Source organism: Psychrobacillus sp. OK028, from assembly GCF_900103605.1.
Lineage (GTDB): Bacteria > Bacillota > Bacilli > Bacillales_A > Planococcaceae > Psychrobacillus.
On the sequence record NZ_FNHY01000002.1, the window covers coordinates 276,905 to 301,951 of the forward strand.

Consider the following 25,047-nt stretch of genomic DNA (forward strand, 5'->3'; position numbering starts at 1 on the left):
GTGGTTGTTTGTTTAAAATCTGTGACCAATTTAAGGTGTTACACATAATTTAAAGAAGAAGGAAGGAGGAAGACTGTGCAAACTCATGTTGTTGTTAAAGGGGACACTCTGTGGAAAATTTCCAGAAATTACGGGGTTTCTTTTGAGGAATTAAAGAAAGTAAATGCCCATTTAGCTAATCCGGAATATATCGTGCCTGGTATGAAAATTTTTATTCCGAATTCGAAAAAAATGGAATCAACGACTCATCCATACAGTGATCATCGACCAGTAAAGAAAGAAATGGTCAAAAAAGAAATGAAAAAGGAGGAAGTGAAAATCTCGGAACATAATAAAGCGAAGATGCGCCCAGTACCGCCAGTACCACCAGCAGTTCCAGTAATGCCGATGCCACAGCCGATGCCCAAACAGATGCAACAAGTGGCACCTACGTATCAAATGCCACAAATACCACAACTACCACAAATGCCACAACAACCACAACAACCGCAGCAACCACAGCAACCACAGACACCTTATACATTCCCATTTCATATGATGCCTGTCCCTGATATTGATATGACCCCGTCTCCACAAGGTTGGAGATTGATGGAGTCTACGTCTATTCACATTCATAACCATATCGAAAACAATAATATAGAGGTTGAGAGAACGCCAGTATCAGAACCAACACCGCCACCTGTCCAACCAATGCCTATTCATCCAACACCACAGCTAACAAGCCCGATATCAGAAGAAGCTTCACCTACATTCCCGACATTGTATCCTTGCCCACCATTTCAGCATTTTCCATACATGCATCATCAAGCAGATTTCGGGGGATGTCCTTGTATGCAGGTATGCTATGTTCCTGTATATCCATGCCCTCCCTATCCCTATCATCATTATTAAAACGTGAGTACGTATATACGGCAGATCAAGAAAAATGTATGGAAATGGAAAAATGAAAACGGCGTATTTTCCGTAAAAAAATATCCGACGATTGAACAGGCAGAAAAAATTCGTCTAATTCATAAAGAGCTAGAATCCATCGACAAACCATTTATACTTCCGATTATTGAGTCGTCACCAGATGATTTTATTATTCAACCTTGGTATAAAGGCACGCACACTGTTTCCTATCGTTTTAAAGAAGACAGAAAGGCAGTCTATTCTCTTTTAAATCAAATACATGAAACAAATAAAATAGTAGATTGGGAATATAGTAATTTACTTTATTCATTTAATCTTCTTTCTAAATGGCAGAATCGGAAATGGAAAATGGATGAAATCTCCTTTTTCATCGAGTCACATATTGGGTGTAATCAGACAAAATTATTACTACTTTTTGGAGAAGTTGCATTAAGGAATATGAAGCCATTTAATATGGAAAAGCGCACGTTATTACATGGAGATGTTGTTCATCATAACTTTTTATCGGACAGTTCGGATTATAAAATAATTGATTTTGATTTGGCGGTAATCGGTCCAAGAGAAATGGAGAATATATTATGGATGCATCGGGTGCTTCCAGAAATCGACTATGATATACTATCCCTAATCCAAGAATTTCCGCAGCTAGAAAAAGTAGTTCGGCGTTATAAGGAAGCGATGATGTATCCAAACGAGCTATACCGAGAATGGTTATATGCTTATTCTTTACCAAAAGAGCGGAGACAGAAATTTATTGAACAGTTAATTCCCTATACGAATAAAGCGTTAACAGAATGGCCCGGTTTATGCTATACTTTAAGTAAACTATAATCATTCTATTTAGGAGTTGGTCGCTCGAGCTTTGAGCGGCCTTCTTTGTTTGTGACTTAGGAAATTCTAAATGGTGGGTGGATGACTACCATCCAGACTCCAGCACCTAGCCCACCTGAGTCGCTTCAGATTTGTAATAAGGCAAAGAGCGTTTTGATGACAACTCTTCTTGCGATTTTCAGGGGGAACATACGCACTTAGGCTTTTGTTCTTATGCTATAATTACAGTATGAATTGTGAGGGATTTAAACGATGTATGATTACATAAAAGGACAAGTAACTCGGGTCACTCCGGAATATGTAGTAGTAGAGCAGCAAGGAATTGGTTATCAACTGTTTACACCCAATCCATTTGCTTTTAGAAAAAGTGAGGAAACGGTCCAAGTATTTACGCATTTTCATGTGCGGGAGGATGCACAACAGTTAATGGGATTTCCAACCCTTGCACAGAGGGAACTATTTCGTAAGCTTATTTTAGTTTCGGGGATTGGTCCCAAGGGTGCATTGGCTATATTAGCTAGTGGAGAGCCAACCCACGTCATTCAAGCAATTGAAAGAGAAGATGAAACATTTTTGGTGAAATTTCCTGGAGTAGGAAAGAAAACAGCGCGCCAAATGATATTAGATTTAAAAGGCAAGTTAAATGATTTAATAGATTTCGAACAGCTAGAATTTGAAGATGATGAACCTAATTTATTTGAAAACGGTGAAGCTGATCATGAACTAGAAGAAGCGATGCTTGCATTAACAGCATTAGGTTATTCCGAACGAGAATTAGCTAAAATTCGACCACTACTTAAAGCGGAAGCAGAACTTCAAACAACCGATCAATTTATGAAAAAAGCTTTACAGTTATTATTTTCAGGTAAATAAACAAAAGAAAGGAGGTTTTATGTATGGATGAACGTGTCATTTCAAGCGAAATCTCCAATTTTGACGAGCCTTTTGAGCAATCGCTTCGTCCGCAGTTTCTACAGCAATATATTGGGCAACATAAGATTAAACACAATTTAGAAATTTTTATCGAAGCAGCTAAAATGAGAAGTGAAAGCTTAGACCATTGTCTTTTATACGGACCTCCTGGACTAGGTAAGACAACACTTGCTGCTGTAATAGCCAATGAAATGGACGTACAAATTCGGATGACAAGCGGTCCTGCAATCGAGCGTCCTGGTGATTTGGCTGCTATTGTTAGTTCTTTAGAGCCCGGAGATGTATTATTTATAGACGAAATTCATCGGTTGAATCGATCTATAGAGGAAGTGCTTTACCCTGCTATGGAAGACTTTTGCTTGGATATCGTAGTAGGAAAAGGACCTGCTGCTAGAAGTGTTCGTCTCGACCTACCACCATTTACGTTAATCGGTGCGACTACTAGAGCGGGAGCATTATCGGCACCACTGCGAGATCGCTTTGGTGTGCTGTTACGTCTAGATTATTATGACGAAGATTCATTAACGTCTATAGTGACCCGGAGTTCAGAGCTATTTAACGCCTCCATAGATCATGAATCAGCAGGAGAAATCGCTAGAAGATCTCGAGGTACTCCGCGAATTGCTAACCGTTTGCTAAAAAGAGTGCGAGACTACGCACAGGTCCGTGGGAATGGACATATTTCTCTTGATATTGCCAGAGAAGCATTGGAGTTATTACAAGTAGATCCTCGTGGATTAGATCATATTGACCACAAGCTAATTATGTCGATGATTGAAAGATTTAGAGGTGGTCCAGTAGGGTTGGACACCATTGCAGCTAGTATTGGAGAAGAATCTACAACGATTGAAGATGTATACGAACCATATCTATTGCAGATTGGGTTTATCCAGCGTTCTCCTAGAGGAAGAATTGTTACACCACTTGCGTATGAACATTTCGGAATTCCGTTGCCGGTGGAAAGAAAAGAATAATAAAGGATGTCCTATAATGAGAGTAGAAGATTTTGATTTTGAATTACCGGAAGAACTAATTGCCCAAACACCACTTTTGGACAGAACGAGTAGTAAGCTATTGATAGCTGATTTTGAAAAACAGTCGTATACACATACTCATTTCAAGGAAATACTAGACGAATTAAATGAAGGAGATTGCCTCGTGTTAAACGATACGAAGGTAATGCCTGCCCGTCTAATGGGTATGAAAGAAGAAACTGGAGCAAATGTAGAAGTTCTTTTATTGACACAAATTGAAGGAGATCATTGGGAAACACTTGTGAAACCTGCAAAAAGAGTCAAAATAGGAACTGAAATAACATTTGGTGAAGGATTGTTGAAAGCTGTTTGTACAGATATTAAAGACCATGGCGGACGAATTTTCCGTTTTGAATACACGGGTGTGTTTTTTGAAGTATTAGACCAATTAGGTGAAATGCCACTTCCCCCTTATATTCATGAAAAACTGGAAAACAAGGATCGCTATCAAACGGTTTATGCAAAAGAGCAGGGTTCTGCAGCAGCGCCAACAGCTGGATTACATTTTACCGATGCATTATTAAATGACATTCGCTCAAAAGGTGTTAAGATAGCGTTTGTAACATTACACGTCGGACTTGGAACTTTTCGCCCTGTAAGCGTAGATTCCATAGATGATCATGAGATGCATTCGGAATTTTATCGAATTTCGAAGGAAACAGCAGATGTTATTAACGAAATAAAAGCATCAGGTGGTAAGATTGTTGCAGTAGGAACAACATCCACGAGAACATTGGAAACAGTGGCAACTAAATTTGATGGACACCTTCAAGCAGATAGTGGTTGGACTTCGATCTTTATTTATCCAGGGTATGAATTTAAGTGTATCGATGGGATGATTACGAATTTCCACTTGCCTAAATCTACTTTAGTAATGCTTGTTAGTGCACTTACTTCTAGAGAATTTATACTCCGTGCCTATAAAGAAGCGGTGGACTTAAAGTATCGCTTTTTCAGTTTTGGAGATGCCATGTTTATAAAAGGAAGGAATTATTAAATGACAGCAGTTACGTATGAACTTATAAAAAAAGACAAGCAAACAGGTGCTCGATTAGGTGTAGTACATACACCCCACGGATCATTTGAAACACCTGCATTTATGCCAGTAGGGACACAAGCAACAGTAAAAACAATGGCACCAGAAGAAATCAAAGAGATGAAGGCTGGTATTATTCTTAGTAATACTTATCATCTATGGCTTCGTCCAGGGAATGAAATTATTAAAGAAGCAGGCGGACTCCATAAATTTATGAACTGGGATCGAGCAATTCTTACAGATTCCGGGGGATTCCAAGTATTTAGTTTGAGTGATATGCGTAAAATTGAAGAGGAAGGTGTTCATTTTCGTAATCACCTCAATGGAGATAAATTATTCCTAAGTCCTGAAAAATCAATGGAAATTCAAAATGATTTAGGCTCTGATATTATGATGGCATTTGATGAATGTCCACCATATCCAGCATCTTTTGAATATATGAAAGCATCTGTAGAGCGTACATCACGTTGGGCTGAGCGTTGTTTAACGGCCCATACGAATACAGACAAGCAAGGATTATTTGGAATCATCCAAGGCGGAGAATATGAAGAGTTACGCCGTCAATCTGCCCAGGATTTAGTTTCTCTAGATTTCCCTGGTTATGCGATTGGGGGATTATCTGTTGGTGAACCAAAAGATGTGATGAACCGTGTACTTGAATTTACAACACCAATGATGCCTGAAAACAAGCCTCGCTATTTAATGGGAGTTGGTTCACCTGATTCTTTAATTGATGGATCTATTCATGGTGTAGATATGTTTGACTGTGTATTACCAACTCGTATTGCACGCAATGGTACATTCTTTACTCATCAAGGACGTCTAGTTATTAAAGGTGCTAAATTCGCTCGCGATTTTGGACCAATTGATGAAAAATGTGATTGTTACACGTGTAAAAATTATTCACGTGCTTATATTCGCCATTTATTTAAAGCGGATGAAACATTTGGTTTACGTCTAGCATCTTATCATAACTTGCATTTCCTAATGAAATTAATGGAAAATGTGAGACAAGCAATACGTGAAGATCGTCTGCTTGATTTTAAAGAAGAATTTTTTGAAGAATATGGGTATAACAAACCAAATGCAAAAAACTTCTGATTCTTGTATACTAGGTAAAGAGATAAAAGGGGGGAAATAAATACATGGATACATTAGTAGGTTTGTTGCCAATTATTGCTATGTTCGCAGTAATGTGGTTCTTCATCATTCGACCAGCACAGAAGCGTCAAAAAACAACAGCACAAATGCAAAACAATCTTAAACGTGGTGACCAAATCATCACAGTTGGTGGGTTACACGCCACGGTAGATGCAGTAGATGATCAAACGATTTTCGTAACTGTTGCAGATGGTACTCGTTTACAATTCGAGCGCGTAGCAGTTGGAAGAGTAGTAACAGAAACTAAGTAATATAGAAAAGCGAAGTGTGCCGTATAGTCACGACAACAGCTTGTGTACTGGAAGGATTTTAAGTTAAAGTGAGTTTTTACTTAAAATCCTAAAGCACCATACTGATTAATGGTGGGACAAGTACAGAACTGCTAAGTATGCTAGATTTGATATTAATATTAAATACATAAGAAAAAGAACTTATTCATTTTTATGAGTAAGTTCTTTTTCTTTGGGCAAAGTAATTATGAGGTGATTTTGTGAACGACATAATCATAATTATAATTCGTACATTTATTTTGTATTGGTTTATTTTGTTGATACTTCGTCTGATGGGGAAAAGAGAAGTAGGCGAACTTAGTATTTTTGATTTAGTTGTCTTTTTGTTAATTGCCGAAGTCGCTGCATTCTCTTTAGATGACCCTCATAGTAATTTTATCCATGCAATAGTGCCAACTATTGTTTTATTTCTCATTCAAATTAGTGTATCCTATTTTTCTTTAAAGAGTAAAAAATTTCGAGATGTGATGGAAGGGGAGCCTTCTATTCTTATGAGAGATGGAATCATCGTCGAAAAAGAGATGAGAAAACAACGTTATAACCTAGATGACCTGCTTCAACAATTAAGAGAGCAGCAGATTGGTTCAATCCAGTCAGTTTCTTATGCTTTTTTAGAGCCATCTGGGAATTTATCTGTCTTTAAAAAAGAGGAAGAACAATATATATTTCCTCTCATCATTGATGGAGAAATACAGCAAAGACATTTAGAACATATAGGTAAAAACGAAAAATGGTTAATACAAGAATTAGAACAAAAGCAGATCATGAGTTATAAAAAAATATTTTACTGTAGTTATGAAAACGAAGAGCTCTATATTCAGCTTAAAATTTCATCTTCGTAGCGATTTATCAAAATCTGTTTTTAGAGGTTTTAGCAATCTTGAAAATGACACTTAACTCTTTTCGTTTAATCTGTCTAAAAAGTATTAAAGCGACTGTTAAATACAGCATAGTTAAAAGACAATCGTATAGTAATGAGTAACTTCCAATGGAAATAATTAATGGTCTTGAAATAATGGTTAACAAAAATACTGCATACGGTATGACAAAAAAGGAGAAGCCAATTTGTGCTTCTTTTTTTTCTTTCAAAGAAGCGATATGTAAGAATGAAGTAATCAATACTCCAAATCCAATCGCAACGATTGCACCTTTTTCTTGGATAGTAACTTGAGAAGCAAGGAAAAATAGTAATAATAGTTTTCCTACTCCACCATATAAGGAATTGAGAAAGGCGGCTTTTGAATTATTTAGAGCCTGCAAAATTGAGAACAAAGGACTTTGAATATAATAAAAGAAAAAAATAGGTGAAAGTATTTTCATATATACTGTTGCATTATCAACATGGAACAGCGCCTCTACTAACTCTCCTCCGTGGAGGTAAAACAGTGTAGCAGCATAACAGCCGGTCAATGTAGAGAATTTTAAGGAAAGATGGATTCTCTCTTTTAAAAGCTTAAAATTTTTCCGTGCAAATGCATCACTAACTGCGGGTATTAGGACTATAGAAAGCGCATATGGGATAAAGGAAGGGAATAATAATAAAGGAACTAAAACTCCTGATATAACCCCGTAAAGTGTTGTGGCTGCAACTGCAGTAATACCAGTAATAGCTAAAGCTTTAATGAAAATAATTGGCTCCAAAAACCAGGTGAAAGAGCCGAATAGACGACTTCCGGAAGATGGTAATGCAATCGCAAAAAGTGGAGATAATGGGTAAGTTTTAGATGTTTTGTTATACGTTTGTTTAGTTTTCCATTTGTCATACTTCCATTTTAAATAGAGCAATGCAATAAGTTCTGCAATTAATGCTAAAACCATCGCATAAGCAGCAGCTTCTTGTGGAGTTGCAGCGGTTAAAAAGAAAGGCAATAAAAAACTGATTAAAATAATGCGTACGATTTGTTCCATTAGTTGGGCAACTGCTGTTTCTTCTAAGCGGGCTATTCCTTGGAAAAATCCTTTCAATATTCCTCCAGCAGCTGCGATTGGGACGATTGCGATCGATACATATAATGTCATTGTAATAGCATCATTTTTTAATAGAGTACCCGAAATATAAGGCGTTACAAAGATAAATAGTGGAGTAAAAAGTAAGATGGATATAACTGTAACGATGACAGATGTTCGCATAACCGAGAAATAGTCTGTGGTGGCATTCCTTGCACGTAATTCTGCTATGATTTTAGCCATTGCAATTGGAATACCAAGTTGTACCAAGGAAAGAAAAAATATAAAAGCTGGATAGGCAGTCATATAAATGCCAACTGTTTCTTCGCCAGTTAACCGAACAAACTGCATACGATAAACAAATCCTAAAAACTTGGACAAAAAAATGGAGATCATTAACAAAATAGAACCTTTTAAAAATGTAGACAATTAAACACTTCCTTCTCAAATACAGGAACTTCGTATACAATAACAATATGCATATTGCTTAGTACATTATTCTTTAAAAGAGGTGCGACATTATGGAAAATAATTATGAAGATATTTTTACGCACGTACTACCAGCTTTAGAAAGTAAGAGAAATGAGTTTGTCGTTTATCAATATGATACGGTTACAGAAAAAGATATTTGGAAATATTGTGTGACAAAAAAGTGGAAGAAACAACATATTCTTTCCTTGCCCTTATATCAAATCATTAATGATATACTCACTATTTCTCCCGCAGAATATATGACGTTTGAACAAATTGAAAATCAAAGAACATCTAACTGGTTTTCTGAGATTAATCAAGATGAATTGCAAATGTTATTAAATCCGAGTATTGAAGAAAAATAGGGGTATGACTATTTGACAGTGAGCGCAACGTGTTTCATAATTAACTTGTTGCTTTTTTTTGAGGAGGAAATCTATATATGAAAACTAGAGGACGCATAGTTGCGTTTTTATTGCTACTCGTTATTTTTGCTGGGACAATCAGTCCTACAGTTACAGGAGTCTTAAATAATATTAAACTGGGTTTAGATCTTCAAGGTGGTTTTGAGGTTCTTTATCAAGTAAATGAACTAAAAGATGGACAAGAAATAACGGAAGATGTTGTTGCTGATACGGCTTCAGCGCTTACTAGTCGAATTGATGTATTAGGGGTAAGTGAGCCTAGTATTCAAATTGAAAATGGCAACCGAATTCGTGTTCAACTTGCTGGTGTAGATGATCAGAACTCTGCCAGAGAGTTGCTTTCAACTCAAGCGAATCTAACATTCCGAGATTCTGATGATAATATAATGCTAGACGGGATGGACTTGAAGGAAGGTGGAGCTAAAGCTGCATTTGATCAACAAGGACAACCTATCGTCACTTTAGAATTAAAAGATGCAAATAAATTTGCAGAGATTACGTCTGAAATTGCGGCAAAACCTGCCCCAGACAATGTTCTAGTAATTTGGTTAGACTTTGAAGAAGGCGTGGATTCTTATAAAGAGGAAGCTTTGAAGCCTGAAGGAGAACAAAAATTCACTTCAGCTCCACGAGTTTCTCAACGTATCAACTCGGATAGCGTGGAAATTTCCGGTGCTTTTACGGTAGATGAAACAAAACATCTATCCGGAATTTTAAATGCTGGTGCTCTTCCAGTAGAATTAGAAGAAATTTATTCTACTTCAGTAGGTGCACAATTTGGGGAAGAAGCTTTAAACAGTACTATTTTAGCTAGTATTATAGGTATTGCGGCAATTTTCATCTTTATGATTGGATATTACCGTTTACCTGGGATTATTGCAGTTATTTCATTAGTTGTATATATTTTCTTAATTTTAGTTATTTTTGATTGGATTAATGGAGTATTAACACTACCAGGAATCGCCGCAATTGTTCTAGGGGTAGGGATGGCAGTCGATGCGAATATCCTAACCTATGAGCGAATAAGGGAAGAATTACGTGTTGGTAAATCGGTGAAGAAAGCATTTGATGCGGGAGCAAAAGAATCCTTTACTGCAATTTTCGATGCAAATATTACAACATTATTAGCTGCGGCGGTATTATTCTTCTTCGGTACAAGTTCTGTAAAAGGATTTGCTACACTGTTAATCATTAGTATATTAGTTATTTTCATCACAGCCGTATGGGCTTCACGTGTGTTACTAGGATTACTAGTTCATAGTGGTTACTTTGATAATAAGCCTGGTTGGTTTGGAATTCCGAAGAAAAGAATGCACGCTCCCGAAGAAGAAGTAGATACGTTAGACTTAACAACAAAATTTGATCGTTTTGATTTTGTTCATAGTCGTAAAATCTTCTATATTGCTTCAATAACACTTACGATTGCTGGAATTATTATCTTGAGTGTGTTCAAGTTAAATCTTGGAATAGATTTTTCTTCTGGTACACGTGTTCAAATTGAGTCTACTCAGCCTTTAACTCAAGCAATTGTTACGGAGAAAATTGAAAGTATTGGTATGCCTTCAGATGATATTGTAATTTCTGGAGAAAACGGGGATAGTGCAGTAGTTAGATACAAAGATGAATTTACACAAGAAGAAGTTAAAACACTAAAAATAGAAATGACTGAGCAGTTTGGTGCTGAACCTCAAGTAAGCACAGTTTCTGATACGGTTGGACGAGAACTTGTGAAAAATGCTTTAAAAGCATTAGCGTTTGCTGCTATTGGAATAATCATTTATGTTGCTTTCCGTTTTGAGTGGAGAATGGGTGTTGCATCGATTGTTTCGCTACTCCATGATGCATTCTTAATGGTTGCCATATTTAGTATTCTTCGTTTAGAGGTAGATATTACGTTTATCGCAGCAGTGTTAACGATAGTCGGTTATTCTATAAATGATACGATTGTAACATTTGACCGTATTCGAGAAAACTTACAACGCAGTGCTAAAATCACATCAGAAGACGAGCTTGCAACGATTGTAAATAAATCACTAAGACAAACACTTGGCCGTTCTGTCAATACAGTTCTTACTGTTATTTTAGTAGTTGTAGCCTTAATGTTATTTGGTGCAGAAGGAATTCGTAACTTCTCTATCGCTCTATTAATCGGGTTATTAGCTGGAACGTATTCTTCTATTTACATTGCAGCACAAATTTGGTTTGATTTGAAAGTGAAAGAAATGCGTAAAACTGGTGGTATAGAAGTTAAAAAAGAAGAGAAAAAATGGGGTTCTGATGAGCCTGTCGTTTAATGTTTAAGTGTAAGATGGAGCAGGGTATAACTTTTATATACTCTGTTCCATTTTTTTCTATACTAAAAAGAAAAGGAGGATCAATATGAAATTTCAATGGTCATTATTATTCGGTTTGCTATTCGCAATTATTATCGCTTTATTTGCTATTTATAACGTAGATACTGTTCCAGTCAACTATGTTTTTGGAACAGCTAAATGGCCCCTTATTCTTGTTATCTTGGGCTCTGCACTATTAGGTGCGCTTCTAAGTGGTTCAGTTGCTATTTATCGCTCGTTTGTATTATCTCGAAAAGTGAGGCATTTGGAGAAAGAAATGGAAAAGAAAGATGCTACCATTGGTGTTTTACAAAACGAGGTAGTAGCCTACAAAGAAAAACCAGTAGAATTCTTTGAAGAGCCAGTAACCGTAAAAGATGAAAATTCAACTATTTAAGTGAAAAACCTTTTGACATCCGTCAGAAGGTTTTTTAGTGAGGAGAATTAGTGAACAATACTATAGATTTCCGTTTCAGGTGGACGCTTTTCGCGGGCAAGGACGAGCCTCCTCGTTCGCTACGCTTCTGCGGGGTTTCGACTTTCTCGCTGTGATTTGCACCTCCCATGTTGAGTGAGAAAACTTCAACATTTTGGGTGCACATCACAGAGCGAGCTGAAGATCCAGGACTGAGCCTAGCGAAAATCTTTTTTTCGATGAGCTTGCGCAGGAGCAAGGAAAGCGCCTCGAGCCGTGCCCATGGAAAGCGTCCGCTCGGTGTGGAGATCAACGTTGATCTAATTCTTCTTTGTAATATGCTTTTATGGAATTGATTGTTTACCACTAATTATCAGTTCAGGAATCTTATAATGCTCTTGCAAACTGCTTTTCCGCAACGCTTCTAATGCAAATAAGGTATAATAGATTACAAGGAAGTGAATAAAATGATTCAATCTCAAAAAAAATGGCAAGTTTCAAAGCCTAATATAGAAGTAGTAGAAATGTTAGAAAAAGAACTTTCCATCCCGAGTGTATGTGCGAAAGTATTGGCATCTAGAGGATTTGTGCATGTAGAGGATGCAAAATCTTTTTTACATGTAACAGAAGAACAACTACATAGTCCGTTTTTACTTCCAGGTATGGAAGCACTGGTAGCTCGTGTGAATCAAGCAGTGGATACGGAAGAACGAATAATGGTGTATGGAGATTATGATGCGGATGGTATTACAAGCACAACTATCTTAGTTAAAACACTAGAATCACTTGGTGCTGATGTCATTTATAAGATTCCAAATAGATTTATAGACGGCTACGGTCCAAGTGAACGTCTGTTTCAAGAAGCCTTCGATGAAGGCGTAAAACTAATCGTTACAGTTGATAACGGTATTTCTGGTTTAAAACAAATTGAATTTGCAAAAGGATTAGGTATGGACGTCATTGTGACTGACCACCATGAACCTGGTGAGAGTTTGCCGATGGCTGATATTATTATTCACCCTGGATTAAAAGATACAACCTATCCATTTCCACATTTAGCAGGAGTAGGAGTAGCTTTTAAAGTGGCGCATGCTTTATTAGGCGAAATTCCAAAGGAGTACTTTTATCTAGTTGCAATTGGTACAATAGCAGACCTTGTTTCATTGACAGGAGAAAATCGCTATTTAGTGCAGCAAGGCTTAAAACAAATGCAGCAATCAGACTCAATAGCTATTGAAGCACTAGCAAATGTTAGCGGTGTAGAGCTTCGTTCGATCGATGAAGAAACCGTTGGATTTATGTTCGGTCCTCGTATTAATGCAGTAGGTCGTTTAGGAGAAGCAGCTCCTGGTGTAGATTTGTTTTTAACAGAAAATCCAAACCACGCACTTGCATTAGCTAGTATGCTTAATGAAAAAAATAAAGAACGACAAGCCATCGTCAAGCAAATTACGGATGAGGCAATGGAGCAATTAGAGCAATTTCCACCTCAGGAAGGACCAAGTGTTATTGTAGTAGGGAAAGCCGGCTGGAATCCCGGGGTTTTAGGTATTGTTGCTTCGAAGCTTGTGGAAAAGTTCTATAGACCGGCTATCGTACTAGGATTTGATGAAGAAAAAAATATTGCAAAGGGATCTGCCCGTAGTATTGAAGGATTCCGTATGTATAATGAACTTGCTAAAAACCAAGATATTGTTCCACATTTCGGTGGACATCCTATGGCTGCTGGTATGACGTTACCTTTAGAAAATGTGAATGAGTTTCGTGCGAGGTTAAATGCACAAGCTAAAACAAGCTTGACCGAGGAACAACTTATGCCGATTATAGCAATTGACGTGCCACTTGAAATGGATGAAATATCTACGGAATCCATTGAATCCTTAAAAAAACTAGCTCCATTTGGCATGGACTTTGCAAAACCAGTTTATTGCCTGGAACATGTAGAAGTTTCATCCATCCGCAAAATTGGCTCCGCTCAAAATCATTTGAAAATGGAATTGAAACAGGGAGCAGTTCTATTAGATGCGATAGGATTTGGCAAAGGGCAGCTTGCTGATGAAATTGCTCCAACTACTAAATTATCGTTTATTGGCGATTTACAAATCAATGAATGGAATGGACGTAAAAAACCACAGCTGATGATACAAGATATAAAAACCGATGAATGGCAGCTATTTGATATTAGAGGAATACGCCAAGTGAATCGCTGGAAAGATCTTATTCCAATGGAGGATACTGTATACATCGCATTTAACGAAAATACTATTAGACATTTTAGTTCTACCATAGACAGCAAACTCTATTTGGCGAGCGAATTGTTGGATCAATCTATCCATGCGCAATTTATTGTTTTGTTAGACTTACCAGAAGATGAGCAATCGCTTATTAAGCTCATGCAATATCGTTCGTGGAAACGGATTTATGCACATTTCTATACGAATGAATCCTCTTATTTTGAGGGCTTGCCGACTAGAGATCAATTCAAATGGTATTTTTCTTTCCTTGCTAAAAGAAAGACATTTGCATTGAAACAGAATATTCACCAATTAGCTAAACATACTGGTTGGAGTCAGAATACATTTAATTTCATGTCGAAGGTGTTTTTTGAACTAAATTTTGTTAGAATAGACAATGGGATGTTGGTGCTCAATGATAACCTTGCAAAAAAGGATTTATCTGAGGCGCCTTCATACAAACATCGAGAAAAACAGATGGAACTTGAACAAAAATTATTATACGCGCCGTATGTGGAGCTGAAACAATGGTTTGAAGAGCGAAAAGCAGTACAAACCGTTCCTGAGGAGGAGCAGATATGGATTTAAAGCAATATGTAACAACAGTTGAGGATTGGCCAAAACCTGGCATTAGTTTTAAGGATATTACATCCATTATGGATAATGGAGAGGCATATAAATACGCAACTGACCAAATTGTAGAGTATGCAAAAAAAGTGAATGCTGAAGTAATTGTAGGACCTGAAGCTCGTGGATTTATCACAGGATGTCCAGTTGCTTATGCGCTTGGTGTTGGTTTTGCACCGGTTCGTAAAGAAGGTAAACTTCCTCGTGAGGTAATTCGCGCTGAGTATGGTTTAGAATATGGTAAAGATGTATTAACAATGCATAAAGACGCAGTTAAACCAGGACAACGTGTATTAATCGTTGATGATTTATTAGCGACAGGTGGTACAATAGATGCTACAATTCGATTAGTAGAAGAATTGGGTGGAGTAGTTGTGGGTTGCGCATTCTTAATAGAACTTACGTATTTAGAAGGACGTAACAAATTAGAAAATTACGATATTTGTACTTTGATGCAATATTAATCTCAATACGGCTGAATGTTTGCTGTTAGCAAGCTTATTTAGGGTGGACTTTACAAGTCCCTCTTTTTTTTTATACAATATAGTTTATATACTATTTTAGAAATAAAAAACGAAATCAGGTGAGTTGGCATGGCTAAAGATCAAGTGAAGACGGCAGAAGATGTGTTTGAAACACTCTTTACTTATATGAATGAAGAGCATGTGAACTTTGTTAAGAAAGCTTACGCGCTAGCGGAGCATGCACATAGAGAACAATTCCGAAACTCGGGTGAACCTTATATTCTACATCCTATTCAAGTAGCCGGTATTCTTGCTGATTTACAAATGGATCCAGAAACCGTTGCTGCTGGTTTTTTACATGATGTGGTAGAAGATACAGAATACACTCGTGAAGATATAGTAAAGCAATTTAACGAAGAAGTGGCCCTGTTAGTAGAGGGCGTTACAAAATTAGGCAAGATTAAGTACATGTCTAAAGAAGAACAGCAGGCCGAAAATCATAGGAAAATGTTTATAGCAATGGCGCAAGATATCCGTATAATCCTTATAAAGCTTGCCGATCGATTACATAATATGCGTACTTTGAAGCATTTACCAGAAGAAAAGCAACGTAGAATCTCTAATGAGACATTAGAAATATTTGCACCACTTGCTCATCGACTTGGTATTTCTGCAATCAAATGGGAGCTAGAAGATACTGCGTTACGCTACTTAAATCCTCAGCAATATTATCGAATAGTTAATTTTATGAAGAAAAAACGTACAGAACGCGAATCCTACTTAAATAATGTGATGGAAGATATACGAAAACAATTAAGTGAAATGGAAGTAGAAGCTGATATATCTGGTCGTCCAAAACATATTTATAGTATTTATCGTAAAATGATCGTCCAAAACAAACAATTCAATGAAATCTATGATTTATTGGCAATGAGAATCATCGTAGATAGCATTAAGGATTGTTATGCAGTTTTAGGAGTTATTCATACGCTTTGGAAACCAATGCCAGGACGTTTTAAAGATTATATAGCGATGCCTAAACAAAATTTATATCAATCGTTACATACAACTGTTATAGGTCCAAATGGAGATCCTTTAGAGGTTCAAATCCGTACGGAGGAAATGCATAATATTGCGGAATTTGGTGTAGCTGCTCACTGGGCTTATAAAGAAGGTAAAAAAGTAGAAGCCGATAAAAAAACAATTGATTCGCAGCTAACTTGGTTTAGAGAAATTTTAGAATATCAGCATGAATCTTCGAACGCAGAAGAATTTATGGAATCCTTAAAGTTTGATCTATTCTCAGATATGGTTTATGTTTTCACACCAAAAGGAGACGTCGTAGAACTACCTGCAAGCTCTGTTCCAATAGATTTTGCTTACCGAGTGCATTCAGAAGTTGGAAATAAAACAATCGGTGCAAAAGTTAACGGTAAAATGGTTCCTCTTGATACAAAGCTTAAAACGGGCGACATCATAGAAGTGTTAACATCTAAACAATCATTTGGTCCGAGTAGAGACTGGATTAAAATAGCGCAATCTTCTCAAGCAAAAAATAAGATAAAACAGTTCTTTAAGAAGCAAGTACGTGATGAAAACGTTATTAAAGGAAAAGAACAAATAGAAAAAGAAATTAAATTCCAAGACTTTGATATTAAAGAAGTATTGACAAACGAAAATATAAAAAGAGTTTGTGATAAATACGCATTTACCGGAGAAGAAGACTTATATGCAGCTGTAGGTTTTAATGGTATTACTGCTCAACAAGTTGTGAATCGCTTAGCGGAAAAAATGAGAAAGATTCGAGATCAGGAAGAAGCATTAGAGAAGATAACAACTGAAATGCAAGCTCCTACGGTTAATAAGACAACAGAGTCAGGTGTGATTGTTAAGGGCATTGAGAATATGCTCATTCGCTTATCGCGCTGCTGTAGCCCCGTCCCAGGGGATGAAATAGTCGGATTTATAACAAAAGGGCGTGGAGTTTCAGTCCATCGTGCCGATTGTCCAAATGTTCACAACGATAATACTAATTCTCGGATTATTGAAGTTGAATGGGTAAAATCGGATACAACAATGAAAAAAGAGTATCAAGTGGATATTGAAGTATCAGCATATGATCGTTCTGGCTTGTTAAATGAAGTGTTACAAGTAGTAAATGAATCTAAAACGAATATTGCTGCAGTAACTGGTAAATCAGAAAATGATATAGCGATAATTCATTTAACTATTCTTATTTCAAATACTGCTCATTTAAACAGAATAGCAGATCGTATTAAACAATTACCTGATATATATTCAGTCCAACGTATTATCAATTAATTGCTAGTCAAAGGAGTTTAGCTTTTCATGAAAGTGTTACTGCAACGTTGTAAAAATGCAAGTGTAATAGTGGATGGACAAGTCACTGGTAAAATTGACAGAGGCTATTTATTACTAGTAGGTATTACGTCAACAGATACTGAAAAAGAAATAGATTTTCTTGTAGAGAAAGTGGTTGGTCTACGTTTGTTTGAGGATGATCAAGGCAAAATGAACCATTCAATCGATCACGTGAGTGGCGGTATTTTGTCTGTTTCTCAATTTACTTTATACGCCGATACGAGAAAAGGCAGAAGACCGAGCTTTATCGAGGCAGCTAGACCAGAAATTGCTAAGCCTTTATGGGAGCTTTTCAATGAAAAACTACAGGCGAAAGGCTTGCAAGTAGAAACTGGCGTATTCGGAGCAATGATGGACGTGACTTTTACGAATGACGGTCCAGTTACCATCATGTTAGAAGCATAATTAGAAAAAAGTTGTATAAATTACTCTTATACGGAGTAATTTGTACAACTTTTTTTCAAAAATAAGGACTAATCTAATTGAGCATCAAAATAATTAATAATTCCATTATAAATACCATGTGTAGCTTGTTCACGGTAGTTCTGGGTAGTTACGTTACGTTCTTCAGAAGGATTACTTAAATACCCTAACTCTATTAAAATAGCTTTCTGTCTATTTTCTCGTAAAACTAAATAATCACCTGGTTGTGTCCCTCGATCTTTTAAGGAAACCATTTTACTAAGCCCATTATGGACATACTTAGCGAGCTCTTTTTGATAGCTATGCATATAGTATGTTGTAAAGCCTCTAACCGAACTATTATCGATTGCGTCATAGTGAAGGCTAATGAATGCATCCGCATCGACTTGGTGTCCAATAGATACACGTTTACGAAGGTCTACATATTCATCTGATTCCCTTGTTAAAATCACATTAGCACCAGCTGCTTGTAATTTGGATGAAAGCAATTCCGAAGTGATTAACGTAATATCTTTTTCATCTGTTCCGAGGGCACCGGTTGTCCCACGGTCATTCCCGCCATGTCCTGCATCGATTACAATAGTTAGCCCTTTTAAAGTGCCTTTTTTACGAGGGATATCCTTTTTGTTTTCTGTTTCTACTTTGTTTTTATCTTTCATTGTTTCAATAATATTGGATGTAGTGGATGATGCAGAAACTAGCCAACTTGCAACATATGCAGTTTGATTATTTATTATTACTTTATACCAATCATTTACTTTTTCAGCAACCTGAAAAGTAGTGCCAGCATCAGCCCTAGTGATTACTTCACTATTGGTTGTGCTTTCGGAACGCAGGTTTGTCCCATTATAGAGAATAGTAATAGTGCCGTTTTTTTCTACCGATTTAGTTGTTGCAGGACTCGATAATGTTCCATAAAAACTATACAACCATCCTTTGTCTCCGTTTTCTAGTTCAACTTTCACCCAGTTATGAACGGAGTCTAAAACAGTAAATTGATCACCCTTATAGGCCATTCCTATTTTCTTGGAGGTTAAATCGGCTTTAGATCGAACATTTAGTGCATTGACCGAAACTTCAAATATATTTTCATTTGAAGGCAAGGAGGTATCTTTGTTTTTAGTTTGCTCTGTTACAGTAATATAGGATTGATTGATCCAACCTTTTCGACCTTGAAAGTCAATTTCAATCCAATCAGCTTGAGATCTGTATGCATTCGCAGAATCACCCTCTTGTAATTGACCAATAACTGCGGATGAGGTTGTAGGTTCTGTTCGTACATTTAAACGATTTACTTTTGAAATAATTTGTTTGTTCGTAAACTCAAGAGATTCTTTTGTTGTATACCAACTAGCAACCCATCCAGTGGTATTTCCAAAATTAATTTGAAGCCAATCATTTTCTTTGCCGATTACGTTTAATTTGTCATTTTTTGTAACAGAACCGATCGTATCATATGTAAGACCGGGACCTGATCTTACTTTTAATGAAGTTACATATACGGTAACTTCATTTTCTTTGGCATCTGCTTGTATGTAGGGCATAAGTAAAAATGCAGATAAAAAAATAATGGTCATTTTATGTATTATTTTAGCATTCATTGAATCACCTCTATTCTCATTGTAAATAGTCTAGCGAAAAAATTCTACCTTTTCTTCAAAAGGGTTGACTTATTTGTCTTACGTCATTAAGATAAAGTATAATCAAAAACTAAAACAAACCGATGACCGAAAAAGTAGCTGTCTAAAACGAATGATAAGAGAGGGAAAGACGTGGCTGAAATCTTTCCTACATACGCATTCAGTGAACAACATTCGAGAGGATTTTTGTCGAAAGAGATTTTTCTTTAGTAGGCAGAAACGGAACTGGTCGTTATCCAGAACTGAGAGGGTCTTTATTTAAGACCAACTAGGGTGGAACCGCGGAAGCTTACATAAGCTCTCGTCCCTTGCTATTTTTAGCAAGGGACGAGAGCTTTTTTATATGTCTAGCTTCAGCGCCAAGGCCCTCGAGATCGCTTTTATTTCCTCGGTCGAAAGCTGGAAAGATGCATTCGATTCGGGCTTACAAGCAGTTGTCGGGGCAAAGCTAGCGCATAAGCTTTTCTATTATGCATTCAAGAAAGGGGCAATTGCCATGGATATTAAAGTACCTAGAGGAACACAAGACATTTTGCCAGCAGAAACTGGTAAATGGCAAGCAGTTGAAGAACTAATTAGAGAACAATGTCGTATGTATCAGTACAAAGAAATTAGAACCCCTGTTTTTGAGCATACTGATTTATTTACTAGAAGCGTTGGAGATACGACGGATATTGTTCAAAAAGAAATGTACACATTCCAAGACAGAGGAAATCGTTCACTCACATTGCGACCAGAAGGTACTGCGTCAACTGTAAGAGCGTTTGTTGAACATAAAATGTTCGGTTATCCAGATCAGCCTGTGAAGCTTTACTATATGGGACCAATGTTCCGCTACGAACGTCAACAGGCAGGCAGATACCGTCAATTCGTACAGTTTGGAATTGAAGCAATAGGAAGTGCAGACCCAGCAATTGATGCGGAAGTAATTTCTTTAGCAATGTCAGTCTATCAAAACGCTGGATTGAAAAAGCTGAAACTAGTGATTAATTCCCTTGGGGACTCAGAAAGTAGAGTGGCACATAAAGCTGCTCTAGTTAGTCACTTCGACCCCCATATTGAAGAGTTTTGCTCCGATTGTCAAAATAGATTACAAAAAAATCCACTACGAATATTGGATTGTAAAGTAGATCGTAATAATCCTTTAATGGAAACTGCGCCTTCATTAACTGACTTTTTAAACGAAGAATCGGCAATTTATTTTGAAAAAGTTAAAGAATACTTAACGATTTTAAATATTCCATTTGAGGTAGATCCAAACTTGGTACGTGGCTTGGATTATTACAACCATACTGCATTTGAAATTATGAGTGCAGCTGAAGGCTTTGGAGCAATCACAACGCTAGCTGGTGGTGGAAGATACAACGGTCTAGTAGAAGAACTAGGTGGACCAAATTCTCCTGGGATTGGATTTGCCATGAGTATTGAAAGACTATTGATGGCTATTGAAGCTGAAAACAAAGAATGGTCAGAGAAGTCGACATTAGATGTCTATGTCATAGGGCTAGGTGAAGCTGCTAAGAAAAAAGCGGTCGAACTGACGTATCAACTTAGACAGCAAAAAGTTACAGCAGAGATGGATTATTTAGACCGTAAAATGAAAACACAAATGAAATCAGCCGATCGCTTAAAAGCAAAATATGTAATAGTGATTGGTGATGATGAATTAGAAAAAGAAAGTGCTATGTTGAAGGACTTGGCAACTGGTACTCAAAATTTAGTTCCATTTAGTTCATTAGTAGAACAAATAAAGAATAGTTCAACACAGTTGGAGGCAGAGGAATAATGAGTAGAACGCATACAGGTGGACAATTAAATGAGCAACAAATCGGTGAATCGATCCAGATAATCGGGTGGGTACAAAAACGTAGAGATTTAGGTGGATTAATCTTTGTTGATGTGCGTGATCGTACTGGGCTAGTACAAGTAGTTTTCAATCCTGAAATTTCTGAGTCAGCTATCCAAATTGCAGACAAATTACGCAATGAATACATCATAGAAGTAAAAGGTACTGTTGTTGCCCGTGCAGCAAACCAAGTAAACAAAAATCTTTCATCTGGAGCAATTGAAGTACATGCAAGTGAAGTACGTATTATTAACGAAGCTAAAAACCCTCCTTTTGCGATTGAGAACCAAACGGATGCAGGTGAAGATATTCGTTTAAAATATCGTTATTTAGATTTAAGAAGACCGGTAATGTATGACACATTTAAAATGCGTTCAGATATTACTAAAACGGTAAGACGCTTCTTAGATGATGAAGGATTCTTAGAAGTAGAAACTCCGATTTTGACTAAATCTACTCCAGAAGGAGCACGCGACTATTTAGTACCAAGCCGTGTTCATGATGGAGAATTCTATGCACTTCCTCAATCACCACAATTGTTCAAACAGCTTCTAATGGTTGGTGGATTTGAAAAATACTATCAAATTGCTCGCTGCTTCCGTGATGAGGATTTACGTGCAGATCGCCAACCAGAATTCACTCAAATTGATATGGAGATGAGTTTCCTATCAATGGACGAAATTTTGGAAATGAATGAACGTATGATGAAAAAGATTATGAAGGATGTTAAAGGTGTAGACGTTACCATTCCTTTCAATCGTATGAATTATGATGAAGCGATGAATCGTTTTGGATCAGATAAACCAGATGTTCGTTTTGGACTTGAACTAGTAGATCTTACAGAATTAGTAAAAGATAGTTCATTTAAAGTATTCTCTTCCGCTGTGGAAACAGGTGGGCAAGTAAAAGCTATTAATGTCAAAGGTGCAGCAGCTAATTATTCACGTAAGGATATTGATGCACTTGGAGAATTTGCTGGAGTATACGGGGCAAAAGGACTTGCTTGGTTGAAACTGGACGAAGAAGGTTTGAAGGGTCCAATTGCTAAGTTCTTTGAGGGTGAAGCAGCAACAACCCTTATTCAAGCATTGGAGGCAACAGCGGGAGATTTATTATTATTTGTTGCGGATAAGACTTCTGTTGTGGCAGACGCACTTGGAGCACTACGTTTGAAACTTGGAAAAGAACTTGATTTAATCGATGAATCACGTTTTGAATTCTTATGGGTAGTCAACTGGCCGTTATTTGAATATGATGAAAAAGAAGGACGTTACTACGCAGCTCATCATCCGTTCACAAGACCTTTTGATGAAGATCTTGCATTAATGGATTCTGATCCAAGTAAAGTGCGAGCACAAGCTTATGATTTAGTATTGAATGGTTATGAATTGGGTGGAGGTTCTTTACGTATTTATTCTAGAGACGTTCAAGAAAAAATGTTTGAAGTTCTAGGTTTCTCTGAAGAAGAAGCGAAGGCTCAATTTGGTTTCTTAATGGAAGCTTTTGAATATGGGACACCTCCACACGGGGGAGTTGCATTTGGATTGGATAGATTAGTGATGCTTCTTTCAGGAAGAACTAATCTACGTGATACAATTGCATTCCCGAAAACAGCTAGTGCGAGTGATTTATTAACTTCTGCACCTAGCCCAGTGGCAGAGGCTCAGTTAGATGAGTTAAGCTTGAGTTTGAAATTGAAGACAACAAAATAATTTTAAGAAGGATTCATCGTGTTATTACTGCGATGAATCCTTCTTTTTTAAAATTAAGTTTATAAAATACCCTGTAAGCACTGGGTTCAATATACTTTTTAAAATAAAAAATACTACTGATTTCCGTTACAGGTGGATGCGTCTCGCTGTGATAGCTCATTTAGGGATGCTAGTTGGTTATCATATAGCAAGACGTCTGTCCAAAGCCCTTCGAAAACGATAGAAAAAGGTTTTGACCTTAAAGGACGCTTGCGCATTTCTTATAAACTTATTTAAGAGGATACAAATATAAAATTTATGAAATACATATATTTTCAATAGTACATATTCTTTTATTAAAGAGAGGTAGAAGATACTGATTATTGAGAAGGCGTTATTATTTATTATCATACTTAGATTACTTTCAGGGAGTATAGAGTTATCTGCAGCAATGCTTATGATAAAATTTAACGATTTAGAAAAAGCTTTTTATATCAACTCATTATTAGCGTTAGTTGGCCCAGTCGTGTTAATAATTACAACCGGTATAGGCTTAACTGGCTTGTCTGAAAAAATATCCTTAACAAGAATGGTCTGTTTGTTCGCAGGTATAATCCTTATCATTTATAGTTTAAGATCAAATTGAAAAATATGGACTGGTTAGCGTATAGCTTTCCAGTCCATTCTATTTATACTTTATGATTTTGACCCTCGATTTCATCTACCTTTATAAGTTTCATCGCAAGGAAAAAGAGGGCAATTCCGATTACGCCAGCAAATATATAACTAATATTAAGATAATTTTTCATTACAAGTGACATGATTGGTGGACCAGCTGCCACACCGATAAACCTTGCAGAACTATAAAAAGAAGAAATTGTGCCTCGCTCTTCTTTTTTAATATTTTCAGTAATTAGTGCATCTAATACAGGTAGCAAGGCACCTATGGCAATACCCATCAAACTTGTGACGATTAATAAGAGGATTAATTTTTCTTTTGTAAAACCTATAAATACCACACTAACAGACATGATTATTAAACAAATCATCGTCATTTTTTTCATAGTGGATACATTTCCTTTAATATTTCGACCAGTTATATAAGAAGCGATACAAAGCATAAGAAGTGGAATGGCTAACACAAATCCTTTTTTTATCGCTTTTATATTATGTGTTTTTTCAAGCATTTCGGACAAGAAAAATAACACGGCAAATAATAAAAGCATGACAAAAGCACCATTTATAAATACGGTTAATAGCCATTTGCCTTCTTTTTTAAAGGTTTTTTTAGTGTTACTCATAAAGTCTTTGAATTTTATTGGTTCGTCTTTCTCTTTAGGAACTTTTACAAAGAAAAATATCAATAGGATGGAAATTAAGCTGAAAATTGATATTGAAAAGAAAGGTAAAAACCATAGTACTGCAGCCAAAACCGATCCTAGAATAGGACTTAAAACCTTTCCAAAGGTGTTAGAGGTTTCTATAATTCCCAGACAGGAGCTGGTTTTCTCATCGTCATCCTTATATAAATCCCCGACCAATGGCAATACTATTGGCATTGCACCAGCAGCACCTATTCCTTGAAGGATTCTTCCGATGATAATCCAAATAAAGGGGTCGTCCATTTTCCATGAAGCAAAACCCGCAACAATACCGCCAATTAGTGCCAAAATAAGACTAGGTAAAATGACGACCTTTCTCCCGAAACGATCAGATAGGTATCCTGCCACAGGTATTAGAAAAATAGCTGCAATGGAATAACTAGTAATAATCATACTGGATTGGAAGGAACTAATACCTACCTTTTTTTCTAAAACAGGTAGGATAGGAATCAGCATGGAATTGCCAAGTGTCATGACGAGTGGTATTGAAGCCAAACTTATTACGCACCATATACTTACATTGTCATTTTGATTACTATTTTTTATCATTTGCACACCTCAACTAATGAT

21 protein-coding genes and 1 other annotated feature are annotated in these 25,047 nt (G+C 36.7%); of the genes, 18 read left to right on the forward strand and 3 right to left on the reverse strand.

Features of this window, described 5'->3' with window-relative positions; translation table 11 throughout:
- Window positions 1-75: 75 nt before the first annotated feature.
- The 8 genes from safA to BLR36_RS04590 all read left to right on the forward strand — a co-directional run bounded on the left by safA (window position 76) and on the right by BLR36_RS04590 (window position 7,039).
- Complete coding sequence (gene safA, locus BLR36_RS04555; RefSeq protein ID WP_093060541.1) at window positions 76-891, forward strand: SafA/ExsA family spore coat assembly protein; 816 nt, start codon at window positions 76-78, stop codon at window positions 889-891.
- 3 nt (window positions 892-894) lie between these two features.
- Entirely contained in the window at window positions 895-1,743 is an 849-nt protein-coding gene (locus BLR36_RS04560) for a phosphotransferase (RefSeq protein WP_093060542.1), read from the forward strand.
- Between the two features lie 252 nt (window positions 1,744-1,995).
- Entirely contained in the window at window positions 1,996-2,616 is a 621-nt protein-coding gene (gene ruvA / locus BLR36_RS04565; protein WP_093060543.1) for a Holliday junction branch migration protein RuvA, read from the forward strand.
- Window positions 2,617-2,639: 23 nt separating this feature from the next.
- The gene (ruvB, locus tag BLR36_RS04570) at window positions 2,640-3,650 is read left to right on the forward strand and encodes a Holliday junction branch migration DNA helicase RuvB (RefSeq protein ID WP_093060544.1); all 1,011 of its coding nucleotides are present in this window, start codon (window positions 2,640-2,642) and stop codon (window positions 3,648-3,650) included.
- A 16-nt stretch (window positions 3,651-3,666) separates the two neighbouring features.
- On the forward strand, window positions 3,667-4,707 hold the full coding sequence (queA, locus tag BLR36_RS04575) for a tRNA preQ1(34) S-adenosylmethionine ribosyltransferase-isomerase QueA (protein WP_093060545.1): 1,041 nt from the start codon (window positions 3,667-3,669) through the stop codon (window positions 4,705-4,707).
- Window positions 4,708-5,847, forward strand: coding sequence for a tRNA guanosine(34) transglycosylase Tgt (gene tgt / locus BLR36_RS04580; RefSeq protein WP_093060546.1), 1,140 nt, complete (start codon window positions 4,708-4,710; stop codon window positions 5,845-5,847).
- 44 nt (window positions 5,848-5,891) lie between these two features.
- Window positions 5,892-6,158 carry a preprotein translocase subunit YajC gene (yajC, locus tag BLR36_RS04585; RefSeq protein ID WP_093060547.1) on the forward strand — a complete coding sequence of 89 codons (267 nt, stop codon included), beginning with the start codon at window positions 5,892-5,894 and terminating at the stop codon, window positions 6,156-6,158.
- Window positions 6,159-6,397: 239 nt separating this feature from the next.
- A complete protein-coding gene (locus BLR36_RS04590) occupies window positions 6,398-7,039 on the forward strand; it encodes a DUF421 domain-containing protein (protein ID WP_093060548.1) in 642 nt (213 codons plus the stop codon).
- Between the two features lie 7 nt (window positions 7,040-7,046).
- Here BLR36_RS04590 and BLR36_RS04595 read toward each other — a convergent pair whose 3' ends face one another.
- Entirely contained in the window at window positions 7,047-8,573 is a 1,527-nt protein-coding gene (locus BLR36_RS04595; protein WP_093060549.1) for a putative polysaccharide biosynthesis protein, read from the reverse strand.
- Window positions 8,574-8,665: 92 nt separating this feature from the next.
- On the opposite strand from BLR36_RS04595, the gene BLR36_RS04600 reads away from it, so the two are divergent.
- From BLR36_RS04600 to dtd, 7 genes are all read left to right on the forward strand, one after another.
- Window positions 8,666-8,980: a post-transcriptional regulator gene (locus BLR36_RS04600; protein ID WP_093060550.1), complete on the forward strand. Its 315-nt coding sequence runs from the start codon at window positions 8,666-8,668 to the stop codon at window positions 8,978-8,980.
- Window positions 8,981-9,057: 77 nt separating this feature from the next.
- The gene (gene secDF / locus BLR36_RS04605; RefSeq protein WP_093060551.1) at window positions 9,058-11,334 is read left to right on the forward strand and encodes a protein translocase subunit SecDF; all 2,277 of its coding nucleotides are present in this window, start codon (window positions 9,058-9,060) and stop codon (window positions 11,332-11,334) included.
- Window positions 11,335-11,419: 85 nt separating this feature from the next.
- Window positions 11,420-11,770 carry a LapA family protein gene (locus BLR36_RS04610; RefSeq protein WP_093060552.1) on the forward strand — a complete coding sequence of 117 codons (351 nt, stop codon included), beginning with the start codon at window positions 11,420-11,422 and terminating at the stop codon, window positions 11,768-11,770.
- Between the two features lie 485 nt (window positions 11,771-12,255).
- Window positions 12,256-14,610, forward strand: a complete 2,355-nt coding sequence (recJ, locus tag BLR36_RS04615) for a single-stranded-DNA-specific exonuclease RecJ (RefSeq protein ID WP_093060553.1) — start codon at window positions 12,256-12,258, stop codon at window positions 14,608-14,610.
- Window positions 14,601-15,113, forward strand: coding sequence for an adenine phosphoribosyltransferase (locus BLR36_RS04620; protein WP_093060554.1), 513 nt, complete (start codon window positions 14,601-14,603; stop codon window positions 15,111-15,113). Before recJ ends, BLR36_RS04620 begins: the two co-directional genes overlap by 10 nt.
- 129 nt (window positions 15,114-15,242) lie before the next feature.
- Window positions 15,243-17,435 (forward strand): RelA/SpoT family protein, encoded by a 2,193-nt coding sequence (locus BLR36_RS04625; protein WP_093060555.1) that lies wholly within the window; start codon window positions 15,243-15,245, stop codon window positions 17,433-17,435.
- 27 nt (window positions 17,436-17,462) lie between these two features.
- On the forward strand, window positions 17,463-17,900 hold the full coding sequence (dtd, locus tag BLR36_RS04630; protein WP_093060556.1) for a D-aminoacyl-tRNA deacylase: 438 nt from the start codon (window positions 17,463-17,465) through the stop codon (window positions 17,898-17,900).
- A 68-nt stretch (window positions 17,901-17,968) separates the two neighbouring features.
- Here dtd and BLR36_RS04635 read toward each other — a convergent pair whose 3' ends face one another.
- A complete protein-coding gene (locus BLR36_RS04635) occupies window positions 17,969-19,519 on the reverse strand; it encodes an SH3 domain-containing protein (RefSeq protein ID WP_093060557.1) in 1,551 nt (516 codons plus the stop codon).
- A 113-nt stretch (window positions 19,520-19,632) separates the two neighbouring features.
- Window positions 19,633-19,870: a binding site (T-box leader), on the forward strand.
- Between the two features lie 184 nt (window positions 19,871-20,054).
- On the opposite strand from BLR36_RS04635, the gene hisS reads away from it, so the two are divergent.
- The 3 genes from hisS to BLR36_RS04650 all read left to right on the forward strand — a co-directional run bounded on the left by hisS (window position 20,055) and on the right by BLR36_RS04650 (window position 23,741).
- Window positions 20,055-21,344, forward strand: coding sequence for a histidine--tRNA ligase (gene hisS / locus BLR36_RS04640; protein ID WP_093060789.1), 1,290 nt, complete (start codon window positions 20,055-20,057; stop codon window positions 21,342-21,344).
- On the forward strand, window positions 21,341-23,116 hold the full coding sequence (gene aspS / locus BLR36_RS04645; protein WP_175453979.1) for an aspartate--tRNA ligase: 1,776 nt from the start codon (window positions 21,341-21,343) through the stop codon (window positions 23,114-23,116). Before hisS ends, aspS begins: the two co-directional genes overlap by 4 nt.
- Window positions 23,117-23,474: 358 nt before the next feature.
- Window positions 23,475-23,741 carry a YqhV family protein gene (locus tag BLR36_RS04650; RefSeq protein ID WP_371326699.1) on the forward strand — a complete coding sequence of 89 codons (267 nt, stop codon included), beginning with the start codon at window positions 23,475-23,477 and terminating at the stop codon, window positions 23,739-23,741.
- A 43-nt stretch (window positions 23,742-23,784) separates the two neighbouring features.
- On the opposite strand, the gene BLR36_RS04655 is transcribed toward BLR36_RS04650, so the two are convergent.
- Window positions 23,785-25,026, reverse strand: a complete 1,242-nt coding sequence (locus tag BLR36_RS04655; protein WP_093060560.1) for an MFS transporter — start codon at window positions 25,024-25,026, stop codon at window positions 23,785-23,787.
- Window positions 25,027-25,047: the final 21 nt, after the last annotated feature.

What these genes read in the sequence shown, in the direction of transcription:
- BLR36_RS04635 (WP_093060557.1), bottom strand. Translation starts at nt 19,519, where the DNA reads ATGAATGCTAAAATAATACATAAAATGACCATTATTTTTTTATCTGCA.
- BLR36_RS04620 (WP_093060554.1), top strand. Translation starts at nt 14,601, where the DNA reads ATGGATTTAAAGCAATATGTAACAACAGTTGAGGATTGGCCAAAACCT.
- ruvB (WP_093060544.1), top strand. Translation starts at nt 2,640, where the DNA reads ATGGATGAACGTGTCATTTCAAGCGAAATCTCCAATTTTGACGAGCCT.
- queA (WP_093060545.1), top strand. Translation starts at nt 3,667, where the DNA reads ATGAGAGTAGAAGATTTTGATTTTGAATTACCGGAAGAACTAATTGCC.
- yajC (WP_093060547.1), top strand. Translation starts at nt 5,892, where the DNA reads ATGGATACATTAGTAGGTTTGTTGCCAATTATTGCTATGTTCGCAGTA.
- hisS (WP_093060789.1), top strand. Translation starts at nt 20,055, where the DNA reads ATGGATATTAAAGTACCTAGAGGAACACAAGACATTTTGCCAGCAGAA.
- dtd (WP_093060556.1), top strand. Translation starts at nt 17,463, where the DNA reads ATGAAAGTGTTACTGCAACGTTGTAAAAATGCAAGTGTAATAGTGGAT.
- BLR36_RS04610 (WP_093060552.1), top strand. Translation starts at nt 11,420, where the DNA reads ATGAAATTTCAATGGTCATTATTATTCGGTTTGCTATTCGCAATTATT.
- BLR36_RS04655 (WP_093060560.1), bottom strand. Translation starts at nt 25,026, where the DNA reads ATGATAAAAAATAGTAATCAAAATGACAATGTAAGTATATGGTGCGTA.
- recJ (WP_093060553.1), top strand. Translation starts at nt 12,256, where the DNA reads ATGATTCAATCTCAAAAAAAATGGCAAGTTTCAAAGCCTAATATAGAA.
- tgt (WP_093060546.1), top strand. Translation starts at nt 4,708, where the DNA reads ATGACAGCAGTTACGTATGAACTTATAAAAAAAGACAAGCAAACAGGT.
- BLR36_RS04625 (WP_093060555.1), top strand. Translation starts at nt 15,243, where the DNA reads ATGGCTAAAGATCAAGTGAAGACGGCAGAAGATGTGTTTGAAACACTC.
- ruvA (WP_093060543.1), top strand. Translation starts at nt 1,996, where the DNA reads ATGTATGATTACATAAAAGGACAAGTAACTCGGGTCACTCCGGAATAT.
- secDF (WP_093060551.1), top strand. Translation starts at nt 9,058, where the DNA reads ATGAAAACTAGAGGACGCATAGTTGCGTTTTTATTGCTACTCGTTATT.
- BLR36_RS04600 (WP_093060550.1), top strand. Translation starts at nt 8,666, where the DNA reads ATGGAAAATAATTATGAAGATATTTTTACGCACGTACTACCAGCTTTA.